22 protein-coding genes are annotated in these 19,156 nt (G+C 70.3%); 18 read left to right on the plus strand and 4 right to left on the minus strand.

Annotation, left to right across the window (positions count from 1 at the left end; translation table 11 throughout):
• Window positions 1–23 precede the first annotated feature (23 nt).
• From nirD to PGB34_RS01695, 6 genes are all read left to right on the plus strand, one after another.
• Window positions 24–401: a nitrite reductase small subunit NirD gene (gene nirD, locus PGB34_RS01670; RefSeq protein ID WP_271426328.1), complete on the plus strand. Its 378-nt coding sequence runs from the start codon at window positions 24–26 to the stop codon at window positions 399–401.
• A gap of 23 nt (window positions 402–424) precedes the next feature.
• Entirely contained in the window at window positions 425–3,229 is a 2,805-nt protein-coding gene (locus PGB34_RS01675; RefSeq protein WP_271426329.1) for a nitrate reductase, read from the plus strand.
• 80 nt (window positions 3,230–3,309) lie between these two features.
• A complete protein-coding gene (gene ybiB, locus PGB34_RS01680) occupies window positions 3,310–4,215 on the plus strand; it encodes a DNA-binding protein YbiB (protein ID WP_271426330.1) in 906 nt (301 codons plus the stop codon).
• Window positions 4,212–5,012: a uroporphyrinogen-III C-methyltransferase gene (cobA, locus tag PGB34_RS01685; RefSeq protein WP_271426331.1), complete on the plus strand. Its 801-nt coding sequence runs from the start codon at window positions 4,212–4,214 to the stop codon at window positions 5,010–5,012. The genes ybiB and cobA overlap by 4 nt, the downstream gene beginning before the upstream one ends.
• A 64-nt stretch (window positions 5,013–5,076) precedes the next feature.
• Window positions 5,077–6,210, plus strand: coding sequence for a sterol desaturase family protein (locus PGB34_RS01690; protein ID WP_271426886.1), 1,134 nt, complete (start codon window positions 5,077–5,079; stop codon window positions 6,208–6,210).
• Window positions 6,211–6,262: 52 nt separating this feature from the next.
• Complete coding sequence (locus PGB34_RS01695) at window positions 6,263–7,477, plus strand: BaiN/RdsA family NAD(P)/FAD-dependent oxidoreductase (RefSeq protein WP_271426332.1); 1,215 nt, start codon at window positions 6,263–6,265, stop codon at window positions 7,475–7,477.
• 21 nt (window positions 7,478–7,498) lie between these two features.
• Here the strand turns inward: PGB34_RS01695 and PGB34_RS01700 are convergent, their stop codons facing one another.
• Complete coding sequence (locus PGB34_RS01700) at window positions 7,499–8,227, minus strand: ArsR/SmtB family transcription factor (RefSeq protein ID WP_271426333.1); 729 nt, start codon at window positions 8,225–8,227, stop codon at window positions 7,499–7,501.
• Window positions 8,228–8,337: 110 nt separating this feature from the next.
• On the opposite strand from PGB34_RS01700, the gene PGB34_RS01705 reads away from it, so the two are divergent.
• The 7 genes from PGB34_RS01705 (at window position 8,338) to PGB34_RS01735 (ending at window position 12,214) form a co-directional block, all read left to right on the plus strand.
• Complete coding sequence (locus tag PGB34_RS01705; RefSeq protein WP_271426334.1) at window positions 8,338–8,688, plus strand: NIPSNAP family protein; 351 nt, start codon at window positions 8,338–8,340, stop codon at window positions 8,686–8,688.
• A complete protein-coding gene (locus PGB34_RS01710) occupies window positions 8,685–9,020 on the plus strand; it encodes an antibiotic biosynthesis monooxygenase family protein (protein WP_271426335.1) in 336 nt (111 codons plus the stop codon). The genes PGB34_RS01705 and PGB34_RS01710 overlap by 4 nt, the downstream gene beginning before the upstream one ends.
• A 168-nt stretch (window positions 9,021–9,188) precedes the next feature.
• Window positions 9,189–9,401, plus strand: a complete 213-nt coding sequence (gene rpsU / locus PGB34_RS01715) for a 30S ribosomal protein S21 (protein ID WP_007833691.1) — start codon at window positions 9,189–9,191, stop codon at window positions 9,399–9,401.
• 107 nt (window positions 9,402–9,508) lie between these two features.
• The gene (locus PGB34_RS01720) at window positions 9,509–9,958 is read left to right on the plus strand and encodes a GatB/YqeY domain-containing protein (protein WP_271426336.1); all 450 of its coding nucleotides are present in this window, start codon (window positions 9,509–9,511) and stop codon (window positions 9,956–9,958) included.
• A 14-nt stretch (window positions 9,959–9,972) separates the two neighbouring features.
• A complete protein-coding gene (locus tag PGB34_RS01725) occupies window positions 9,973–10,449 on the plus strand; it encodes an NUDIX domain-containing protein (protein WP_271426887.1) in 477 nt (158 codons plus the stop codon).
• Window positions 10,450–10,676: 227 nt separating this feature from the next.
• A complete protein-coding gene (locus PGB34_RS01730) occupies window positions 10,677–11,702 on the plus strand; it encodes an ABC transporter substrate-binding protein (RefSeq protein WP_271426337.1) in 1,026 nt (341 codons plus the stop codon).
• Complete coding sequence (locus PGB34_RS01735; protein WP_271426338.1) at window positions 11,699–12,214, plus strand: nucleoside deaminase; 516 nt, start codon at window positions 11,699–11,701, stop codon at window positions 12,212–12,214. The genes PGB34_RS01730 and PGB34_RS01735 overlap by 4 nt, the downstream gene beginning before the upstream one ends.
• Window positions 12,215–12,241: 27 nt before the next feature.
• Here the strand turns inward: PGB34_RS01735 and PGB34_RS01740 are convergent, their stop codons facing one another.
• The gene (locus PGB34_RS01740) at window positions 12,242–13,012 is read right to left on the minus strand and encodes a sulfite exporter TauE/SafE family protein (protein ID WP_408647808.1); all 771 of its coding nucleotides are present in this window, start codon (window positions 13,010–13,012) and stop codon (window positions 12,242–12,244) included.
• A gap of 69 nt (window positions 13,013–13,081) precedes the next feature.
• Between PGB34_RS01740 and PGB34_RS01745 the strand changes: the two genes are divergently transcribed.
• Complete coding sequence (locus PGB34_RS01745; RefSeq protein WP_271426339.1) at window positions 13,082–13,234, plus strand: hypothetical protein; 153 nt, start codon at window positions 13,082–13,084, stop codon at window positions 13,232–13,234.
• A 24-nt stretch (window positions 13,235–13,258) separates the two neighbouring features.
• Window positions 13,259–14,173: a LysR family transcriptional regulator gene (locus PGB34_RS01750; protein ID WP_271426340.1), complete on the plus strand. Its 915-nt coding sequence runs from the start codon at window positions 13,259–13,261 to the stop codon at window positions 14,171–14,173.
• A gap of 100 nt (window positions 14,174–14,273) precedes the next feature.
• On the opposite strand, the gene pmbA is transcribed toward PGB34_RS01750, so the two are convergent.
• A complete protein-coding gene (gene pmbA / locus PGB34_RS01755; protein ID WP_271426341.1) occupies window positions 14,274–15,644 on the minus strand; it encodes a metalloprotease PmbA in 1,371 nt (456 codons plus the stop codon).
• A gap of 83 nt (window positions 15,645–15,727) precedes the next feature.
• Here pmbA and yjgA point away from each other — a divergent pair, with 83 nt between their 5' ends.
• Entirely contained in the window at window positions 15,728–16,384 is a 657-nt protein-coding gene (yjgA, locus tag PGB34_RS01760; protein ID WP_271426342.1) for a ribosome biogenesis factor YjgA, read from the plus strand.
• Window positions 16,381–16,986 (plus strand): molybdopterin adenylyltransferase, encoded by a 606-nt coding sequence (mog, locus tag PGB34_RS01765; protein ID WP_271426343.1) that lies wholly within the window; start codon window positions 16,381–16,383, stop codon window positions 16,984–16,986. The genes yjgA and mog overlap by 4 nt, the downstream gene beginning before the upstream one ends.
• Window positions 16,987–17,042: 56 nt before the next feature.
• Here mog and PGB34_RS01770 read toward each other — a convergent pair whose 3' ends face one another.
• Window positions 17,043–17,972 carry a LysR family transcriptional regulator gene (locus PGB34_RS01770; RefSeq protein WP_271426344.1) on the minus strand — a complete coding sequence of 310 codons (930 nt, stop codon included), beginning with the start codon at window positions 17,970–17,972 and terminating at the stop codon, window positions 17,043–17,045.
• Between the two features lie 84 nt (window positions 17,973–18,056).
• On the opposite strand from PGB34_RS01770, the gene add reads away from it, so the two are divergent.
• Window positions 18,057–19,154, plus strand: a complete 1,098-nt coding sequence (gene add / locus PGB34_RS01775; RefSeq protein WP_271426345.1) for an adenosine deaminase — start codon at window positions 18,057–18,059, stop codon at window positions 19,152–19,154.
• Window positions 19,155–19,156: the final 2 nt, after the last annotated feature.

The raw sequence follows: 19,156 nt of genomic DNA on the forward strand, positions 1-19,156 counted from the left end.
AAAACAAGAAAAGAGGAAGCCCCATGAGCGACTGGAAAGCCATCTGCCGCATCGACGACATTCCCGTGCTGGGCGCGCGCCGCGTGGCGCGGCCCGCGGGCCTGGACGTCGCCGTCTTCCGCAATGCCGAGAACCAGGTGTTCGCCCTGCTCGACCGCTGCCCGCACAAGGGCGGCCCGCTGAGCCAGGGCATCGTGTTCGGCACCAGCGTGGCCTGCCCGCTGCACAACTGGTCCATCGGCCTTCAGGACGGCTGCGCCAAGGCGCCGGACGAGGGCTGCACGCCGAAGTTCGCCGTCTGGGTGGAGAACGACGTGGTGCACCTGGATGCCGGCGAGCTGGCCAGCCATGCCATCGAGCTGCAACGCCCCACCGCCGGCCCGAGCCTGCGCAACGCATGAGCGCCGCGGCGGACCGAACCCACATGACTGAAACGCGATCGACCTGTCCCTACTGCGGCGTAGGCTGCGGCGTGATCATCGAATCCGATGGCGCGCAGATCACCGGCGTGCGCGGCGATCCCGCGCACCCGGCCAACTTCGGACGGCTTTGCACCAAGGGCTCGACCCTGCACCTGACGGCCAGCGCGGCGGTGACGCGGCAGACGCGGCTCTTGCAGCCGATGCATCGTGCCCAGCGCGGCGCAGCGCCGCAGCCGCTGGGCTGGGACGAGGCGCTGGAGAACGCCGCCGAGAAGTTCGCCCACGTGATCCGCGAGCACGGCCCCGATGCGGTCGGCTTCTACGTGTCGGGCCAGTTGCTGACCGAGGACTACTACGTCTTCAACAAGCTGGCCAAGGGCCTGGTGGGCACCAACAACATCGACACCAACTCGCGCCTGTGCATGAGCAGCGCCGTGGCCGGCTACAAGAAGACGCTGGGCGCCGACGCACCGCCCGCCTGCTACGAGGACTTCGGGCATGCGCAGTGCCTGTTCATCGCCGGCAGCAACACGGCCTGGGCCCACCCCATCGCCTTCCGCCGCATCGAGGACGCCAAGGCCGCCAATCCCGCGATGAAGATCATCGTGGCCGACCCGCGCCGCACCGACACCTGCGAGATCGCCGACCTGCACCTGCCCCTGCAGCCGGGCACCGACGTGATGCTGTTCCACGGCATGCTGCACCTGATGCTGTGGGAGGGCTGGACCGACGCCGCCTACATCGCCGCCCACACCAGCGGCTTCGACGCGATCAAGGCCACGGTGCGCGACTGCACGCCCGAGCGCGTCGCGCAGGTCTGCGGCATCACGCGGGAAGCGCTGTTCGAGGCGGCGCGCCTGTTCGCCACCTCGGCCGCCACGCTGAGCCTGTACTGCCAGGGCCTGAACCAGTCTTCCAGCGGCACGGCCAAGAATGCGGCGCTGATCAACCTGCACCTGGCCACCGGACAGATCGGCAAGCCGGGCGCGGGGCCTTTCTCGCTGACCGGCCAGCCCAACGCCATGGGCGGGCGCGAGGTGGGCGGCCTGGCCAACCTGCTGTCGGCGCACCGCGACCTCGGCAACCCGCAGCATCGCGCCGAAGTCGCCTCGTTCTGGGGCGTGCCCGCGGTGCCGGACAAGCCCGGCAAGACCGCGGTGGAGATGTTCCAGGCCGCGGCCGACGGCGAGATCCGCGCGCTGTGGATCGCCTGCACCAACCCCGCGCAGTCGATGCCGGACCAGGCCACGGTGCGCCGCGCGCTGCAGCGCTGCGAGTTCGTGGTGGTGCAGGAGGCCTTCGCCACCACGGCCACCTGCGCCTTCGCCGACTTGCTGCTGCCGGCCACCACCTGGGGCGAGAAGGACGGCACCGTCACCAACAGCGAGCGCCGCATCTCGCGCGTGCGCAACGCCGTGGCGCGGCCCGGCCAGACGCGCGACGACTGGGTCATCGCCGCCGAGTTCGCGCGGCGCCTCGAAGCCCGGCTGGGCCGCGCCGGCACCCTCTTTCCCTATGCCGATGCCGAAGCCGTCTGGAACGAGCACCGCGAGTCCACGCGCGGGCGCGACCTCGACATCACCGGCATGAGCTACGCGATGCTCGAAGCCGCGCCGCAGCAGTGGCCGCTGCGCGAAGGCGAAGCCAGCGGCCGCAGCCGGCTCTACGAGGACGGCGTGTTCCCCACGCCCGATGGCCGCGCGCGCTTTGCCGACGTGGCCTACAAGCCGCTGGCCGAGGCCCGCGAGGCGCGCTACCCCTTCTCGCTGAACACCGGCCGGCTGCGCGACCAGTGGCACGGCATGAGCCGCACGGGCACGCTGGGGCGCCTGTTCGGCCACGTGCCCGAGCCCACGGTGCAGATGCATCCGCAGGACATGGCGCGGCGCCAGCTTGCCGACGGCGAGCTGGTGCATGTGACCTCCAGGCGCGGCTCGATCCTGCTGCCGGTGTCGGCCAGCCCCGAGCTGGGCCTGGGCCAGAGCTTCATCGCCATGCACTGGGGCGGCGAATACATCAGCGGCCGATCGAGCACCGGCGAGCTGCTGGCCGGCGTGAACGCGCTGACCACCCCGGCCTTCTGCCCCGATTCGAAGCAGCCCGAACTCAAGCACACGGCGGTGAAGATCCTCAAGGCCGAGATGCCCTGGTCGCTGCTGGCCGTGGCCTGGCTGCCGCAGAGCCAGTCGCTGCAGGCGCGTGAAGCGCTGCGCGAGCTGATGGGCGCCTTCCCCTTCGCGAGCTGCGTGCCCTTCGGCGCCGCGGGCGCCCTGGAGGACGGCGCACAGCAGCAGCGCGCCGGCGTGCTGCTGCGCGCCGCCGCCTACGAGGCGCCGCCCGACGCGCTGCTGGCCCGCATCGAGGCCCTGCTGGGCCTGGACGCGCCCGACAGCCTGCGCTATGCCGACCGCAAGCACGGCCAGCGCCGCACGATGCGCCTGGTGCGCGAGGGCCAGGACGCGCATCTGCAAGCCTTTCTGCTGGGCGGCGACACCCGCGCCGAAGCCTGGATCAAGACCCTGCTGCAGGAGCGCCTGCCCGCGCAGTCCTATGGCCGCCAGTTGCTCAAGCCCGGTGCGGCCGCGCCGGCCGGCGTCGCCGCGCGCGGCAAGGTGGTGTGCAGTTGCTTCGGCGTCACGCAGACGGCGATCAACGAGGCCCTGGCCACCGCGCCGGGCACCGAGGAGCAGCGCCTGGCCTCGCTGCAGGGCGGGCTCAGGTGCGGCACCAACTGCGGCTCCTGCCTGCCCGAGCTCAAGCGCATGGTGCGTGCGACGGCCATGCCGGCGCTGGTGCCGGCGCCATGACTGCACTGGCACTTGCAGGCGAATGGGGAATAAGCAGCCTTGCAATCCGGCATAAGCCGTGCGGGACAATCCGTACACCCATGGGAATCAGCCACTACATCAAGGAAATCGGCCGCGGCGCACGCGGTGCCAAGCCGCTCGCGCGCGAGCAGGCGGCCGACCTGTTCGGCCAGATCCTGGACGGCCAGGTCACCGATCTGGAAATCGGCGCCTTCTGCCTGGCCATGCGCGTCAAGGGCGAAACCACGCCGGAGATGGCCGGCTTCCTGGACGCCACCCACGCGCGCCTGAACAAGCTGCCGGCCAGCACGCGGCCCGTGGTCGTGCTGCCCAGCTACAACGGCGCGCGCCGGCTGCCGGTGCTCACGCCGCTGCTGGCGCTGCTGCTGGCGCGCGAAGGGCTGCCGGTGCTGGTGCATGGCCATGCCACCGAATCCAGCCGCGTGCTGGCCAGCGACGTGCTGGCCCTGCTCGACGTGCCCGCGCGCACCGGCCTGGCGCGCATCGAGGCCGGCGAAGTGGCCGTGGTGGGCACACCGCTGCTGCATGCCGGCCTCACGCGCCTGCTCGATGTGCGGCGCGTGGTCGGCCTGCGCAATGCGGGCCACAGCGTGGTCAAGCTGATGCAGCCGGTCGACGGCCCGGCCGTGGTCATCGGCAGCTACACGCATCCGGCCTTCGCCACGGTGATGACCGAGCTGTTCGAGCTGCTGGGCCTGACGGCGCTGCTCTCGCGCGGGCTGGAAGGCGAAGTGGTCAGCGACCCGCGCCGCACGCCGCAGCTCGAAGGCTTCCTGCGCGGCCGGCCGCTGACCCTGCAGGCCCAGCAGCCGGGCACGCTGCCCGAAGTGCCCGGCCTGCCCGAGAGCCTGGCGGCCGACGTGACGGCCGACTACACGCGCCGCGTGCTGGCCGGCGACCTGCCCGTGCCGCCGGCCATCGCCGCGCAGGTGGCCCACATCCAAGAACTGAGTACCCACGCATGAACACCCCCACGCCATCCTTCCTGCAGGGCCGCTGCACGCTCGTGGGTGCCGGTCCGGGCGATCCGGAGCTGCTGACGCTCAAGGCCGTCAAGGCCATCCAGGCCGCCACCGTGCTGCTGGTGGACGACCTGGTCAACCCCGAGGTGCTGGCCTGGGCGCGGCCCACGGCGCGCATCGTCCATGTGGGCAAGCGCGGCGGCTGCAAGAGCACGCCCCAGTCCTTCATCGAGAAGCTCATGATCACCGCCGTGCGCGAAGGCGAGACGGTGGTGCGGCTCAAGGGCGGCGACCCCTTCATCTTCGGCCGCGGCGGCGAAGAGGTGGAGCACCTGCGCGAGGCCGGCATCGAATGCCAGGTGATCAACGGCATCACGGCCGGGCTGGCGGCCGTCACCTCGCTGGGTGTGCCGCTCACGCACCGCGACCATGCGCAGGGCGTGGTCTTCGTCACCGGCCACGCCAGGACCGGCGCGGCCTCACAGCACGATGCGACGGACTGGCGCGCCCTGGCCGCCACCGCGCGCGATGCGCGGCTGACGCTGGTCATCTACATGGGCGTGGCCGGCGTGGCGCACATCCAGCAGCAGTTGCTGGACGGCGGCCTGCCTGGCGCCACGCCCGTGGCGGTGGTGCAGCAGGCCAGCCTGCCCGGCCAGCGCCAGATGACCAGCACGCTGGCCGCGCTGGCCGCCGACCTGCACGCCGCGGGCATGGGCAGCCCGGCCGTGATCGTGGTGGGCGACGTGCTGCGCGGCGTGGCCGCGGCGCAGCAGGACGCCACGCGCTTCGGCACCTGATGGGGCGGGGGCGGGAGCGCTCCTAGAATCCGCGCCTTCGTTGGCAACGCTTCGGGGCATGTTCATGCTGGAGCTGGAAAAACTCAATCAATTCACCGAAAGCCACGGCGAGCTGCAGCGCGGCAGGGGCCTGGTCACGGGCACCATCGCGATCACGCTGGGCATGCTGTGCTTCCTGGGGGTGCTGGCCTTCCACTTCCCCCAGTACCTCACCACGCCCGAGCTGCGCAAGAGCTACAACGTGGACGTGATGCGCTGGATCATGCTGGCGGCCATGGTGGTCGCGGGCGGCCTGGCCCTGGTCAACATCGTCTTCAACCGCTCGCGCTGGCTGTCCTCCTTCGCCTTCCTGCTGGTGGTGGTGGCGGCCCTGCTGGGCGGCCACAAGGTGAACGTGGACCCGAACTTCCCCGACGGGACGCCCTACATCGGCCTGGACTGGTTCATCCTGGACTTGCTGGGCTCGGCGCTGATCTTCATCTTCATCGAGAAGCTGTTCGCGCTGCGCAAGGACCAGCCCATCTTCCGCGCCGAATGGCAGACCGACTTCCACCACTTCATCGTCAACCACATGATCGTGGGCTTCGTGCTGCTGGCCACCAACCTGATGGTGCACAAGCTCTTCGGCTGGGCCGCGCACGACGGCGTGCGGGGCTGGGTGGCCAACCTGCCCTTCTGGGCCGGCGTGCTGCTGATCATCCTGGTGGCCGACCTGGTGCAGTACTGGACGCACCGCGCCTACCACGAGGTGCCGATGCTGTGGCGCCTGCATGCCGTGCACCACAGCGTCAAGAGCATGGACTGGATGGCCGGCTCGCGCCAGCACATCCTGGAGCTGCTGATCACGCGCACCCTGGTGCTCGCGCCCATCTACGTGCTGGGTTTTTCCAAGGAAGTGATCGACGCCTACATCGTGATCGTGGGCTTCCAGGCCGTGTTCAACCACTGCAACGTGAGCGTGCGCCTGGGGCCGCTGCGCTATGTGATCGTCACGCCCAACTTCCATCACTGGCACCACAGCCAGGACGACGAAGCCATCGACAAGAACTACGCCGCGCACTACGCCTTCCTCGACTACCTCTTCGGCACCGCGGTCAAGAGCGACAGGCTCTGGCCCGAGCGCTACGGCGTGGTGGGCGACTACGTGCCCAACGGCTTCTTCAGGCAGCTCAAGTTCCCGTTCACGTGGAAGGGATGAGGGCGCGGCGGCGCCCGCATGGGGCGCGCCATCCATCAAAGGGATTTCATTTTTGAGCACGACGGCCTTCGACGCCATCATCATCGGCGCCGGCGCGGCCGGGCTTTTCTGCGCGGCGCAGGCCGGGCAGCGCGGCCTGAAGGTGCTGCTGCTGGACCACAGCCCGCGCATCGCCGAGAAGGTGCGCATTGCCGGCGGCGGGCGCTGCAACTTCACCAACCGCGACCTGGACCCGCGCGCGCCGCAGCGGCACTTCGTGGGCGAGAACCCGAACTTCTGCCGCTCGGCGCTGGCGCGCTACACGCCCGCACAGTTCATCGCGCTGGTCGACCGGCACGGCATCCGCTGGCACGAGAAGCACAAGGGCCAGCTCTTTTGCGACGACTCCTCGCAGCAGATCATCGACCTGCTGCTGGCCGAGTGCCAGGCCGGCGGCGTCACGCGCTGGCAGCCCTGCAGCGTGCAAGGCGTGACGCATGCCGACGGGCTCTACCGCATCGAGACCCAGCGCGGCCCGGTGCAGGCGCCGCAACTGGTCATTGCCACGGGCGGGCTGTCGATTCCGCAGCTGGGCGCGACCGATTTCGGCTACCGCATTGCCGAGCAGTTCGGGCTGCGCCTGGTGGCGCCGCGCCCGGCCCTGGTGCCGCTGACCTTTGGTGGCGAAGCGTGGGCGCCGTATGCGGGCCTTGCAGGCCTTGCACTGCCAGTTCGCATGGCCACCGGCAGCAAGAAGAGTCGCATGGAATTTTTGGAAGACCTGCTGTTCACCCACCGCGGCCTCTCGGGCCCGGCCGTGCTGCAGATCTCCAGCTACTGGACGCCCGGCGCGCCACTGCAGATCGACCTGGCGCCGGGCGTGGACGCGGCCGAGGCGCTGCAGGCTGCCAAGCGCGATTCGCGCAAACGCGTGGCCAATGAGCTGGCGGCGCTGATGCCCGCGCGGCTGGCCGACGCGTGGGCCGCGAGCGACGAAGCGCTGCAGCGCCCCATCAACGAGGCCGGCGACAAAGCCCTCTCGCGGCTGGCCGAGCGCATTTCGCGCTGGGAGATCACGCCTTCGGGCAGCGAGGGCTACAAGAAGGCCGAGGTGACGGCCGGCGGCGTGGACACGCGCGAGCTGTCCTCGCAGACGCTGGAATCGAAGCAGCCCGGCCTGTACTTCATCGGCGAAGTGGTGGACGTGACGGGCTGGCTGGGCGGCTACAACTTCCAGTGGGCCTGGGCCAGCGCCCATGCCTGCGCGCAGGCGCTGCGGCCGGCCTGACCCTGCACGAAGCGCGTCGGCTCAAGGCGCGTCGGCCTCCATCACCTGCTGCCAGCGCTGCAGGCCCAGCCAGTCGCGCAGCACGCGCGCGCCCTCGGGCGTGATGCCCAGCGCGCGTTCGCCCGCGCCGCGCGTGAGCCAGCCGCGCGCCAGCCCGTGCGTGCACAGCATCGCACCCAGCCGGCCCGCCACGTGGGGGCGGCGCTCGCTCCAGTCCAGGCAGGGCCGGCACAGCGGCCGCCGGCCTGCAGGCAACTGCGGCGGCGCAAGTGCCAGGCCCAGCGGCGCCAGCACTTGGGCCACGTGCTCGGTCACGCGGCCGTCCTCGCCGTCGAACTCGATGGCGCCCTCCACAAGCAGATGGTCCGCAATGGCCACGCCCAGGCGGCCGGCCATGTGGTCATAGCAGGCGCGTGCGCGGCGCAGCTGGGCATCGCGCGGACCGGTGCGCACTTGCGCTCTGGTGGGCGCGGCGTTCTGGCCAGCCAGCTGCATCAGACCTTCGAGCAGGCGCGCCACTTCGGGTGAAGCCAGGCAGTGGTAGCGGTGCCGCCCCTGGCGCGCCAGCCGCAGCAGCCCGGCCTCCACCAGCAGGCCCAGGTGGCGGCTGGCCGTGGCCGGCGACACCCGGCCCGCCTCGGCCAGCTCACCCGCCGTAAGCGCGCGCCCATCCATCAACGCCAGCAACATGGCGGTGCGCGCGGGCTCGCCCATGAGGGCGGCCACATGGGCGATCTGGTTGGTGTTCATCAGCCAAGTCTGCACCAGTCCTGGCGCACGACGCTTCGTGCCAGCGCGAAGCATCGGCGTGCCAGCGCGGCCGAACATGGGCACCTTCCCCACTCCAGCGAGCCCGCGCCATGAGCGTCACCTGCGTCATCCGCTACGAAATCGACCCCTTCCAGCGCGAAGCCTTTGAAGCCTACGCCCAGGCCTGGGGGCGCATCATTCCGCGCTGCGGTGGGCGATTGATCGGCTACTTTCTGCCGCATGAAGGCAGCAACTTTGAAGCGCTGGGCCTGATCGATTTCGACAGCCTGGCCGCCTACGAGGCCTACCGCGCCCGCCTGCGGGCCGACCCCGAAGGCCGCGCCAACTTCGCATGGGCCCAGGCCCGCCGCTTCATCCTGCGCGAAACGCGCAGCTTCACCGAAACGGTGGCCGGCACCCTGAACGCCTGGCCGCAGAACCCCTTGGAGACCGCCCCATGATCGCCGTCATCTTCGAAGTGCTGCCCAGTGAGGACGGGCGCCAGACCTACCTGGACCTGGCCGCCGGCCTGCGCGCTGAGCTGGAGGCCATCGACGGTTTCGTCTCGGTGGAGCGCTTCCAGAGCCTGAGCACGCCGGGCAAGCTGCTCTCGCTGAGCTTCTGGCGCGACGAGGCAGCCGTGCACCGCTGGCGCACGCAGGCCCATCACCGCCAGGCGCAGGCCACCGGTCGGGCGGGCGTGTTTGCCAACTACCGGCTGCGCGTGGCCCAGGTGTTGCGCGACTACGGCCTGCACGAGCGCGAACAGGCACCTGCGGACGCGCCCCGCTGAGCACGCCCATAGCTCTGAGCCAGCCAGGGCTGGACGGGTGGCCGACTCGGTCTATAATGCCCGGCTAACCTCGGCCTTGACCTCAGCGGGCCATCCAGATTTTCAGTTGAGGAAACCCGGCTTTGCGTACCGATCTTGCGCGGGCCACCGTCATCTACTGTTCACTCAATGACCACCATCCGCGTTAAAGAAAACGAGCCCTTCGACGTTGCCCTGCGTCGCTTCAAGCGCACCATCGAAAAGCTGGGCCTGCTGACCGACCTGCGCGCCCGCGAGTTCTACGAAAAGCCCACCGCCGAGCGCAAGCGCAAGAAGGCAGCCGCCGTGAAGCGCCACTACAAGCGCGTGCGCAGCATGCAGCTGCCCAAGAAGCTGTACTGATCAGCTGATACCCAAGCCACCGGCTGCCCGCGCAGCCTGTGCCACGAGCCGCGCCGGGATCCCCTGCCGCGGCTTTTGTTTTTTTCATCGACAAGGCGGAAGACAACATGACTCTCAAGCAACAGATCAGCGACGACATGAAGGCCGCCATGCGCGCCAAGGAAGCCGAGCGCCTGGCCACCATCCGCCTGCTGCTGGCAGCCATCAAGCAAAAGGAAGTGGACGAGCGCATCGAGCTGGACGATGCCGCCGTCGTGGGCGTGCTCGACAAGATGATCAAGCAGCGCAAGGACTCCATCGCGGCCTTCAACCAGGCCGGCCGCACCGAGCTGGCCGACAAGGAAGCGGCCGAGATCACCGTGCTGCAGGCCTATCTGCCGCAGCGCCTGAGCGCCGATGAAGTGCTGGCCGAGGTCAAGGCCATCGTGGCCGAGCTGGGCGCCAGCGGCCCCGGCGACATGGGCAAGGTGATGGGCGTCGTGAAGACCCGCCTGGCCGGCAAGGCCGAAATGGGCCAGGTCAGCGCCGCCGTGAAGGCCGCGCTCTCGGGCGCCTGAGCCGGCACGCAGTGATGCAGGCGCAAGAGGCCCTGCCCGGCGACGGGATCATCGGCAAGGCCTGCGCCTGCCTGGTCGATGCGCGCGGCCGCCTGCTGGTGTTCGACCACCCGGGCGATGGCGGCCTGCAGCTGCCCAAGGGCACCATCGAGCCCGGCGAGACGCCCGAAGAAGCCGCGCGGCGCGAGCTGCTGGAAGAGTCGGGCCTCGCCTTCGATGGCCCGCTGCAGGACCTGGGCACGCTGCTTCGCGACTGCGCCGCGGGCGAGGAAAGCAACCGCCACGCGCATGCGCAGCTGTGGCACCTGTTCCTCATGCGCTGGCAGGGCGACGCGCTGCCCGAACACTTTGCGCACACGGCGCATGGCAGCCCCGAGGAAGACGGGCTGGTCTTCGCCTTCCGCTGGCTGGCCGCGGGCGACGCACTGGACGGCTTTGCCCTGCCCTACCGCCAGGCCATCGCGCGCGTGCGCGCAACGCTGTTGGCCTGAGAACAGGTTCGGAAGCACGCGCACCCGAATGGGGCGCACGGCGCTGCACAAGCCAGGCACGGTTAGTGCATCTGCTTTGTCCTGAGTAGAAGCGTTCAGCGTGCCGCCCCGCACAGGGGCCACGCCCGGAAATTGCTCGTTCACCCCGGTCCTGGGCGCCAGCCGCCCTGGCCGGACTGTTGGCCGCGCGCGCCCCACGCGCCGGCTTGATGAACCTGAGCAAAGCCATGCAACGCCGCCAGTTCCTTCACTCCTGCCTCGCCTCTTCCGTGGCCGCCAGCGGCCTCGCTGCCTCTGCCGTCCATGCCCAGGGCCTGACCCCGCTGCGCTTCACGCTGGACTTCCGCGTCACCAGCCAGACCTCTCCCTTCTTCCTGGCCCTGTCCAAGGGCTACTACAAGGACGAAGGCCTGGATGTGAGCATCGACGTGGGATCGGGCTCGGTGGCCTCCATCACGCGCGTGGCCAGCGGCGCCTATGACCTGGGCCTGGGCGACATCAGCTCGCTGATCGAATTCCATGCACAGAACCCCGACACGCCGGTGCAGGCGCTCTACCAGTACTACAACCGCGCGCCTTTCGTGATCATCGGCCGCAAGGACCGCGGCATCAGCACCGACTTCCAGTCGCTCAAGGGCAAGCGCGTTGCCGCTGCCGCCGTCGAATCGACCCGCCGCAGCTGGCCCATGGCCGCACGCGCGCTCAAGACCAGCCCCGAGCTGTTCGAGTGGGTGACCACCGATTTCAGCGCGCGCGACAACGTGATGGTGCGCGGCGACGTCGATGCCGCCACCTACTTCCACGACTCTGCCGTCTCGCTGTTCGCGCGTGTGCCCGAGCAGGAACTGGCGGTGCTCGAATACCAGAAGGCCGGCCTGCACCTGTATGGCAACGCGATCCTGGCCGGCAAACTGGTGCAGGAAAAGCCCGAGGCCGCGCGCGCCTTCGTGCGCGCCAGCAACCGTGCGCTGCGCGAAACCCTGGCCAACCCCGACGCAGCCCTGGCCGCGATGCGGGCGCGCGAGCCCATCCTCAACCTCGATGTGGAGCGCCAGCGCTGGGCCATCACGCGCCGGTACCTGAGCACGGCGGAAACGCGCGAGGTGGGGCTGGGCGGCGTGCAGCCGGCCGTGCTTGGCCGCCAGATCGACGAGGTGGCGGCCGTTTTCAACCTGGCCCGCAAGCCGGCGCCCGAGCGGCTCTTCAACACGGCCTTCCTGCCGCCCATGGCCGAGCGCCAGGTGAAGGCATGAGCGGTATCGATGCCAGCCTGCCTGCGGAAGTGGCACTCAGCGAGCGCGACGGCCGCTACCTGCGCCAGGCCATCGCCATGGCCGACCACGCGCGCGAGCGCGGCAACCGGCCCTTCGGCGCCGTCATCGTCGCGGCCGACGGCACCGTGCTGCAGGAAGCCTGGAACGCCAATGGCGAAACGGGCGACTGCACGGCCCACGCCGAAACCTCGGCCGTGCGGCAAGTCAGCCCCCGTTTCAGCCGCGACGAGCTGGCCGGCGCCACGCTGTACTCCTCGGGCGAGCCCTGCGTGATGTGCGCGGGCGCGATCTTCTGGTCCAACATCGGCCGCGTGGTCTACGGCATCGATGCCGTGCGGCTGCGCGTGTTCCGCGGCGAGCGGCTGGACCAGCGCGACGCCGAACTCTCGTGCCGCGACGTGTTCGCGGCCTCCACGCACCGCATCGAGTGCATCGGGCCCGCGCTGATCGCGCAGGCTTCGGCTTCGCACGAAGGCGCGTGGAAGGTCTGAGGAGGCAACTGGCGCGATCGCGGGCCTTCAGGCGGCCACCGCGCGCCACAGCATCCACACCCCCAGCGCCAGCAGCGCCACGAAGAAGCAGCGCCTGAACACGGCCTGCGACAGGCGGGCGCGCAGGCGCTGGCCCCACAGTATGCCCAGGGCAGCCGCAGGCAGCATCCACAGCGAGGCCCACAGGCTGGCCGCGGTGTCGGCGCCGCCGGCCCAGCCCAGGCCCAACCCCAGCGCCACTGTGGAGGTGGTGAAGGACAGGCCCATGGCCTGCACCAGTTCGTCCTTGTCCAGCGACAGGCTCTGCAGCCAGGGCACGGCCGGCAGCACGAAGACGCCCGTGAGCGCCGTGAGCAGCCCCGTCAGCACGCCCACCAGCGGCCCCACGCCGCGCGCCTGCGCCATGCGCTGCGGCAGCCTGCGGCCCGCCAGCCCCCAGAGCGCGTAGCCCGCCAGCGCCAGCCCGAGCAGCGCGGCCCCCGCGCGCCCGGCCGGCGGCCCGAACAGCAGCACGCCACCCAAGGTGCCCAGCAGCACGCCCGTCTGCATGGGCCACAGCCGGCGCCACAGGGCGCCCAGCGTGGCCAGCGGCCCGGCCTGCCACAGGTTGGTGCACAGCGAAGGCAGCAGCAACAGCGCAGCCGCCTGGGCCGGCGGCATCCACAGCGCCAGCAGCGCCATCGAGAAGGTGGGCAGGCCCAGGCCGATCACGCCCTTGACGGCACCGGCGAGCACGAAGACGGCCATGGCCAGCGCGGCCATCTGCAGCGGCAGGCCCGGCAGCAGCGCGGGCATCATGGCGCCCCCGTTTGCAGGCAGCGGCGGCCAGCCGCCGAGCGGTGGATGAGGTGGCGATGCATGCGGCCGATGGCGCTGCCCACGCAGGCGACGTTGCGGCGCGAGAAGATCCGGAATGAAGACACGCGCAGGCTCCTGCAAAAGCACATGGCCGGCAGTCTGCTGCTGCGGTGCCCGCGCGCCAATGTGGATCTTTCACAGCCGGCCTCAGCCTGCGCCTGAGGCCCGCGTGCTACCTTGCGGCCCATGCGATTCGACCTGACCGATCTGCGCCTGTTCGTGCACGTGGTGGAAGCCGGTAGCCTCACGGCGGGCGCGGCGCGCGCGCACATGACGCTGGCCTCGGCCAGCCAGCGCGTGCGCGGCATGGAAGAAACCCTGGGCGGTGCGCTGCTGCAGCGCCACCCGCAGGGCGTGCGCGTGACCGAGGCCGGCCGCACGCTGCTGCACCACGCGCGGCTGGTGCTGGCGCAGATGCAGCGCCTGCGCGGCGAACTGGCCGAATACGGCGAAGGCCTGCGCGGCCATGTGCGCCTGCTGTGCAACAGCTCGGCCATCATGGAACACCTGCCCGCGCCGCTGGCCGCTTTCCTCGCGGCCCATCCACAGCTCTCGGTCGATGTGGAGGAGCGGCCCAGCGCCGACGTGGCGCAGGCCGTGCGCGCCGGGCTGTGCGAGCTGGGCATCTGCGCCGACCAGGCCGACCTGCAGGGCCTGACGCACCACTTCTTTCGCGACGACGCGCTGATGCTGGTGCTGCCGCGCGCCCATGCGCTGGCCTCGCATGCGGGTGCGCACACGCTCGATGCGCTCAAGGACGCGCGCGGCAGCATCGACCTGGTCGGCCTGGCGGCCGACAACCCGCTGCAGGCGCACCTGAGCCAGCAGGCCGCGCGCCAGGGCCTGCAGTTGCGCTACCGGGTGCGGGTGCGCAGCTTCGAGGCCGTGTGCCGCATGGTCGAACAGGGGATCGCCGCCGCGGTGGTGCCGCGCACGGCCGCCCTGCGTTGCGCGGCCACCTTGGCCATCGCCTGCCTGCCGTTGAGCGAGGCGTGGGCGCAGCGCACGCTGGTGATCTGCGTGAAGGAGCCGCAGAGGCTGGCGCCGCATGCGCAGCGCCTGCTGCAGCATCTGCTGGCGCCCGAGCTCAACGGCGCCTGAAAGGAAACAGCCCCCACGCTCCCCCGCTTCGCGAGGTCCGCTGCCCCCCGAGGGGGTGCCTCAGTGCCTTCGGGCGGCCGGGCGCCACTGAGATGCAGGCTCAGGCGCCCGCCACCTTCATGCGATTGACCAGGATCGAGCCCGTGGTCTTGGCGCCGTAGTTGTAGGCGTCGGCGCCCACGGCTTCGATGCCCATCAGCATGTCCTTGAGGTTGCCGGCGATGGTGATTTCTTCCACCGGATGCACGATGCGGCCCTTCTCGACCCAGAAGCCGCTGGCGCCGCGCGAGTAGTCGCCGGTCACGTAGTTCACGCCCTGGCCCATCAGCTCGATGACGAACAGGCCCGTGCCCAGCTTGCGCAGCATTTCCTCGAGGTCATCGCCCGGCTGCGTGAGGCGCGACGTGAGCGTGAGGTTGTGCGAGCCGCCCGCGTTGCCAGTGGTCTTCATGCCCAGCTTGCGCGCTGAATAGGTCGAGAGGAAATAGCCCTCGAGCCGGCCCGCGTCCACCACCTGGCGTGCGCGCACGGCCACGCCCTCGTCGTCGAAGGGCGAACTGCCCTTGCCGCGCGCAATGAACGGGTCTTCGCGCACGTCGACATGCGAGGGCAGCACGGGCTTGCCCAGCGAATCGAGCAAAAAGCTGCTGCGGCGGTACAGCGCGCCGCCGCTGGTGGCCTGCACCAGCGCGCCCAGAAGGCCCGCCGCCAGGGGCGATTCGAACAGCACCGGGCATTCCACGGTCTTGATCTTGCGGGCCTTCAGGCGGCTGAGCGCGCGCTCGGCGGCATAGCGGCCCACGGCCTGCGGGCTGGCCAGTTCGTCGGCCGAGCGCATGGAGCTGTACCAGGCGTCGCGCTGCATGCCGTCGCCCTTGCCAGCGATGGGGGCCACAGAGATCGAATGGCGCGAACTCGCATAGCCGCCGCGAAAGCCGTGCGTGTGGGCGCTGAAGAAATGGCTCTGCTGGGCCGAGACGCCCGCGCCTTCGCTGTTGGTGACGCGCTTGTCGGTGGCAAAGGCCGCGGCCTCGCATTCGAGCGCCAGCTCGGCGGCGCGTGCGCTGTCAATCGCCCAGGGATGGAACAGGTCCAGGTCGGGCTGCTCGGTGACGATGTCGGCCTCGTCGGGCAGGCCGGCCACCGGGTCTTCGGCCGTGAAGCGCGCGATGTCGTAGGCGGCCTGCACGGTGCGGGCGATGGCCGCTTCGGAAAAGTCCGAGGTGCTGGCATTGCCGCGGCGCTGGCCCACATAGACCGTCACGCCCAGCGACTTGTCGCGGTTGCGCTCGACGTTCTCCAGCTCGCCCTTGCGCACCGACACCGACAGGCCGCAGCCTTCGGAGGCCTCGGCCCCCGCGTCGGTGGCGCCCAGCTTCTTGGCGTGCGCGAGCGCGCTGTCCACCAGGTTTTCGAAGAATTCGCGGCTGTAGGCGAAGCCGCTGTCTGCACGGGCGTGAGAGGTCGTCATGTGGGGGACAATGATAGCGGCGCGCCCCGCCCGGGCCGGGCGCGCTGCCTATTCCCCCGCTCTCTCCCAAGCACTGCTCTGCCATGCCCCGCAAACCCAAAAAAGGCTACTTCGTCCGCGGCCACTTCGTGGCCGAAGGCAGCGAACTGGACCAGGAACTCAAGCGCGAACTCAAGGGCGGCATCGAGACCAGCAAGACCGACCTGAAGCGCGAAAGCGACGAACTGCAGGCCCTGGGCGAAGCGCTGCTCACGCTGCGCGCCGACCTGCTGGGCCGCCTGGGCCTGTCGGACACCCTGCTCGAAGCCCTGGCCGAAGCCAGGCGCATCACCAACTTCGAAGGCCGGCGGCGCCAGATGCAGTACATCGGCAAGCTGATGCGCAAGCTCGATGACGACACCGTGCGCGCGGCCCAGCAGGCGCTGGATGAACAGGCCAACGGCTCCGTCCAGGAAACGGCCCTGCTGCACGAGGCCGAGGGCTGGCGCGAACGCATGATCGCCGGCGACGAGGCCGTGGGCGCGTGGATCGAGACCCATGCCGGCACCGACGCGCAGCAGCTGCGCGCACTGGTGCGCCAGGCGCGCAAGGACCTGCAGACCGGCAAGCCCGGCGAGGCGCCGCGCCAGGGCAAGGCTTTTCGCGAACTGTTCCAGCTGGTGCGCGCGCAACTGGCCGCGCATGGCGATGCCGACCATGGCGAGCAGGCTGCGCATCAGTCGCGCGAGGAAGATGCATGAAGATGGACCCCGCATCGGGCTTTGATCCGGTCCGCATCGGCATCGTCTCGGTCAGCGACCGCGCTTCCACGGGCGTGTACGAAGACAAGGGCCTGCCCGCGCTGCAGGACTGGCTCACGCGTGCGCTGCGCAACCCCATTGAATTCGAGCCGCGCCTGATCCCCGACGAACAGGCGACCATCAGCGCCACCTTGATCGAGCTGGTTCAAGCCGGCTGCTCGCTGGTGCTGACCACTGGCGGCACCGGCCCCGCGCCGCGCGACGTGACCCCCGAAGCCACGCTGGCCGTGGCGCACAAGGAAATGCCGGGCTTTGGCGAGCAGATGCGCCAGATCAGCCTGCGCTTCGTGCCCACGGCCATCCTTTCGCGGCAGGTGGCGGTGATCCGCGACCAGGCCCTGATCCTGAACCTGCCGGGTCAGCCCAAGGCCATCGCCGAAACGCTGGAAGGCCTGAAGAACGCCGACGGCACGCAGGCCGTGCCCGGCATCTTCGCGGCCGTGCCCTATTGCATCGACCTGATCGGCGGCCCCTACCTGGAATGCGACGAGGCCGTGTGCAAGGCCTTCCGGCCCAAGTCGGCGATCCGTCCGCGGCGGTGACGGAGCGGGCCTCTCGATCTGCCACGAGACCCCTGCCCCCGACGGCGCGCCGATCTTCACTTCCTGGCCGGCCGGCCTGATCGACCGGCGAGCTGCGCGGCCAGGTGCTCGGCCAGCGCTCGCGCAGCCGCGCTGCGCAGCGGCTCGGGCCGGCGCAGCAGCACCACGCGGCGCTCGATGCGCGGCTGGCCCAGCGGCACCACGCGCAGCTGCGGATCGTGCAGCGCCGCGGTGTAGAGCCGAGGCATCAGGCCCAGCGCCAGCCGGCTGCGCACCAGCGCGTGCAGCGTCTCGGCATAGCGCACGCGCAGCGGCTGCGGCCCGCCCTCGCCGAACTGCGCGCGGGCCGGGCCGGCCAGCGCCGGCATGCTGCCGCTCTCGAACAGCGCCAGCCGCTCGCTGCCCAGCGCCTTCCAGCTCGCGCTGCGCACGGCAGCCAGCGGGTGGTCGCAATGCACCACCAACATCAGCGGGTCGCGAAACAGCTCGGTGCAGTCCAGCCCGTCGGGCGCGTCGGTGATCGCCGCCACCGCCACGTCGAGCTGGCCGAGGCGCAGCCGCTGCACCAGTTCGGTGGAAGGCGCGTCGGCCCATTCGACGTTCACGGTGCCGGGCTGCTTCGCCTCGAAGGCGACCACCGCCGCCGCCACCTGCCGGCTGGCCGAGGGGATGACGCCGATGCGCATGTGGGCACTGCCGCGCACCACCACGTTGCGGATGTCGCGCAGCGCCTGGTCCACGGTGTTGACCACGAAGTCGGTGCGCTCCAGCACCTCGGCGCCCAGCGGCGTGAGCGCCAGTCGGTGCGTGGTGCGCTCCAGCAGCGGCGCGCCCAGCAGCCGCTCCATCTGCTTGATGGCATTGCTCAGCGCCGGCTGGGTGATGGACAGGCGCTGCGCGGCGCGGCCGAAATGGCCCTCCCGCACCAGCACCGAGAAGCATTGGAGGTGGCGCAGCGTCAGTGCGCGCAGCGGGTTGGAGTCCATCGGCCTCTGTTCATCACTTGCTTGAATGAAATTATAGAAATTCATCACTTCTTCTTTGCAGCGGCCCTTCCTAGACTCCGGCGCATGCACGCTGCCCCAAGCCACGCCGACCTCCCGCTCACGCTGGAGTCGATGCTACACGCCATGCCCAAGGCGGAACTGCACTGCCACCTGTTCGGCACCGTGCGCCGCGCCACCTTCGAGGCGCTGAACCGCCGCGCCGGCATGCCGCTCGCAGAAGACGAAGTGCGCGCCTTCTACACGCGCGGCGACAAACCGGTTGGCGTGCTGCGCGTACTGCGCGCGCTCGATGCCTGGCTGATCCGCACACCCGAGGACCTCCATCGCCTGACCTACGAGTACCTGGAAGACGCCGCCGCCCACAACGTGCGCTACAGCGAGTTCTTCTGGAACCCCACCGGCACTGCAGCCGAATCGGGCATCCCCTACGCCCGCGCGCAGGAGGCCATCGTGCGCGCCATCCACGACGCGCAGGCCGACCACGGCATTGCGGGCCGCCTGGTGGCCGCCATCGACCGCGAGGCCAGCCCCGAGGCGGCGCGGCAGATGGTCGAATGGGTGACCGGGCACCGCCACGAGCACACGCTGGGCATCGGCATCGACTACCGCGAGACCGAGCGGCCGCCGGAACTCTTTGCCGACGCCTATGCCGACGCGCGCCGCGCGGGCCTGAAGACCACTGCGCACGCCGGCGAGTTCGGCACGCCCTGGACCCATGTGCGCACCGCGCTGGACGTGCTCAAGGTGGACCGCATCGACCACGGCTACACGGTGGTCGATGAACCCGCATTCGCCCGCGAATGCGCCGAGCGCGGCGTGCTGTTCACCGTGGTGCCGACCAACTCCTACTACCTGCGCACCCTGCCGCCCGAACGCTGGGCACTGGACCACCCCATCCGCCGCATGCCTGGCCTGGGCCTGGCCGTGCATCCCAACACCGACGACCCGACGCTGCACCACGTCACGCCGACGCAGGCCTGGCTGATGATGGTGCGCGACTTCGGCTTTGATCTGGATGCGTTGCGCGGCTTCCTGGAAAACGGCCTGCGCGGCGCCTGGATCGACGATGGCCAGCGCCGCGCCTGGCGCGCGCAGTGGCTGGCCGAGTTCGACGCGCTGCGCGCACGCCTGCCCCCCGACCCCCTGCCCCAAGGAAACTGACC

It is taken from the genome of Xenophilus arseniciresistens (assembly GCF_028023875.1).
Lineage (GTDB): Bacteria > Pseudomonadota > Gammaproteobacteria > Burkholderiales > Burkholderiaceae_C > Xenophilus > Xenophilus arseniciresistens.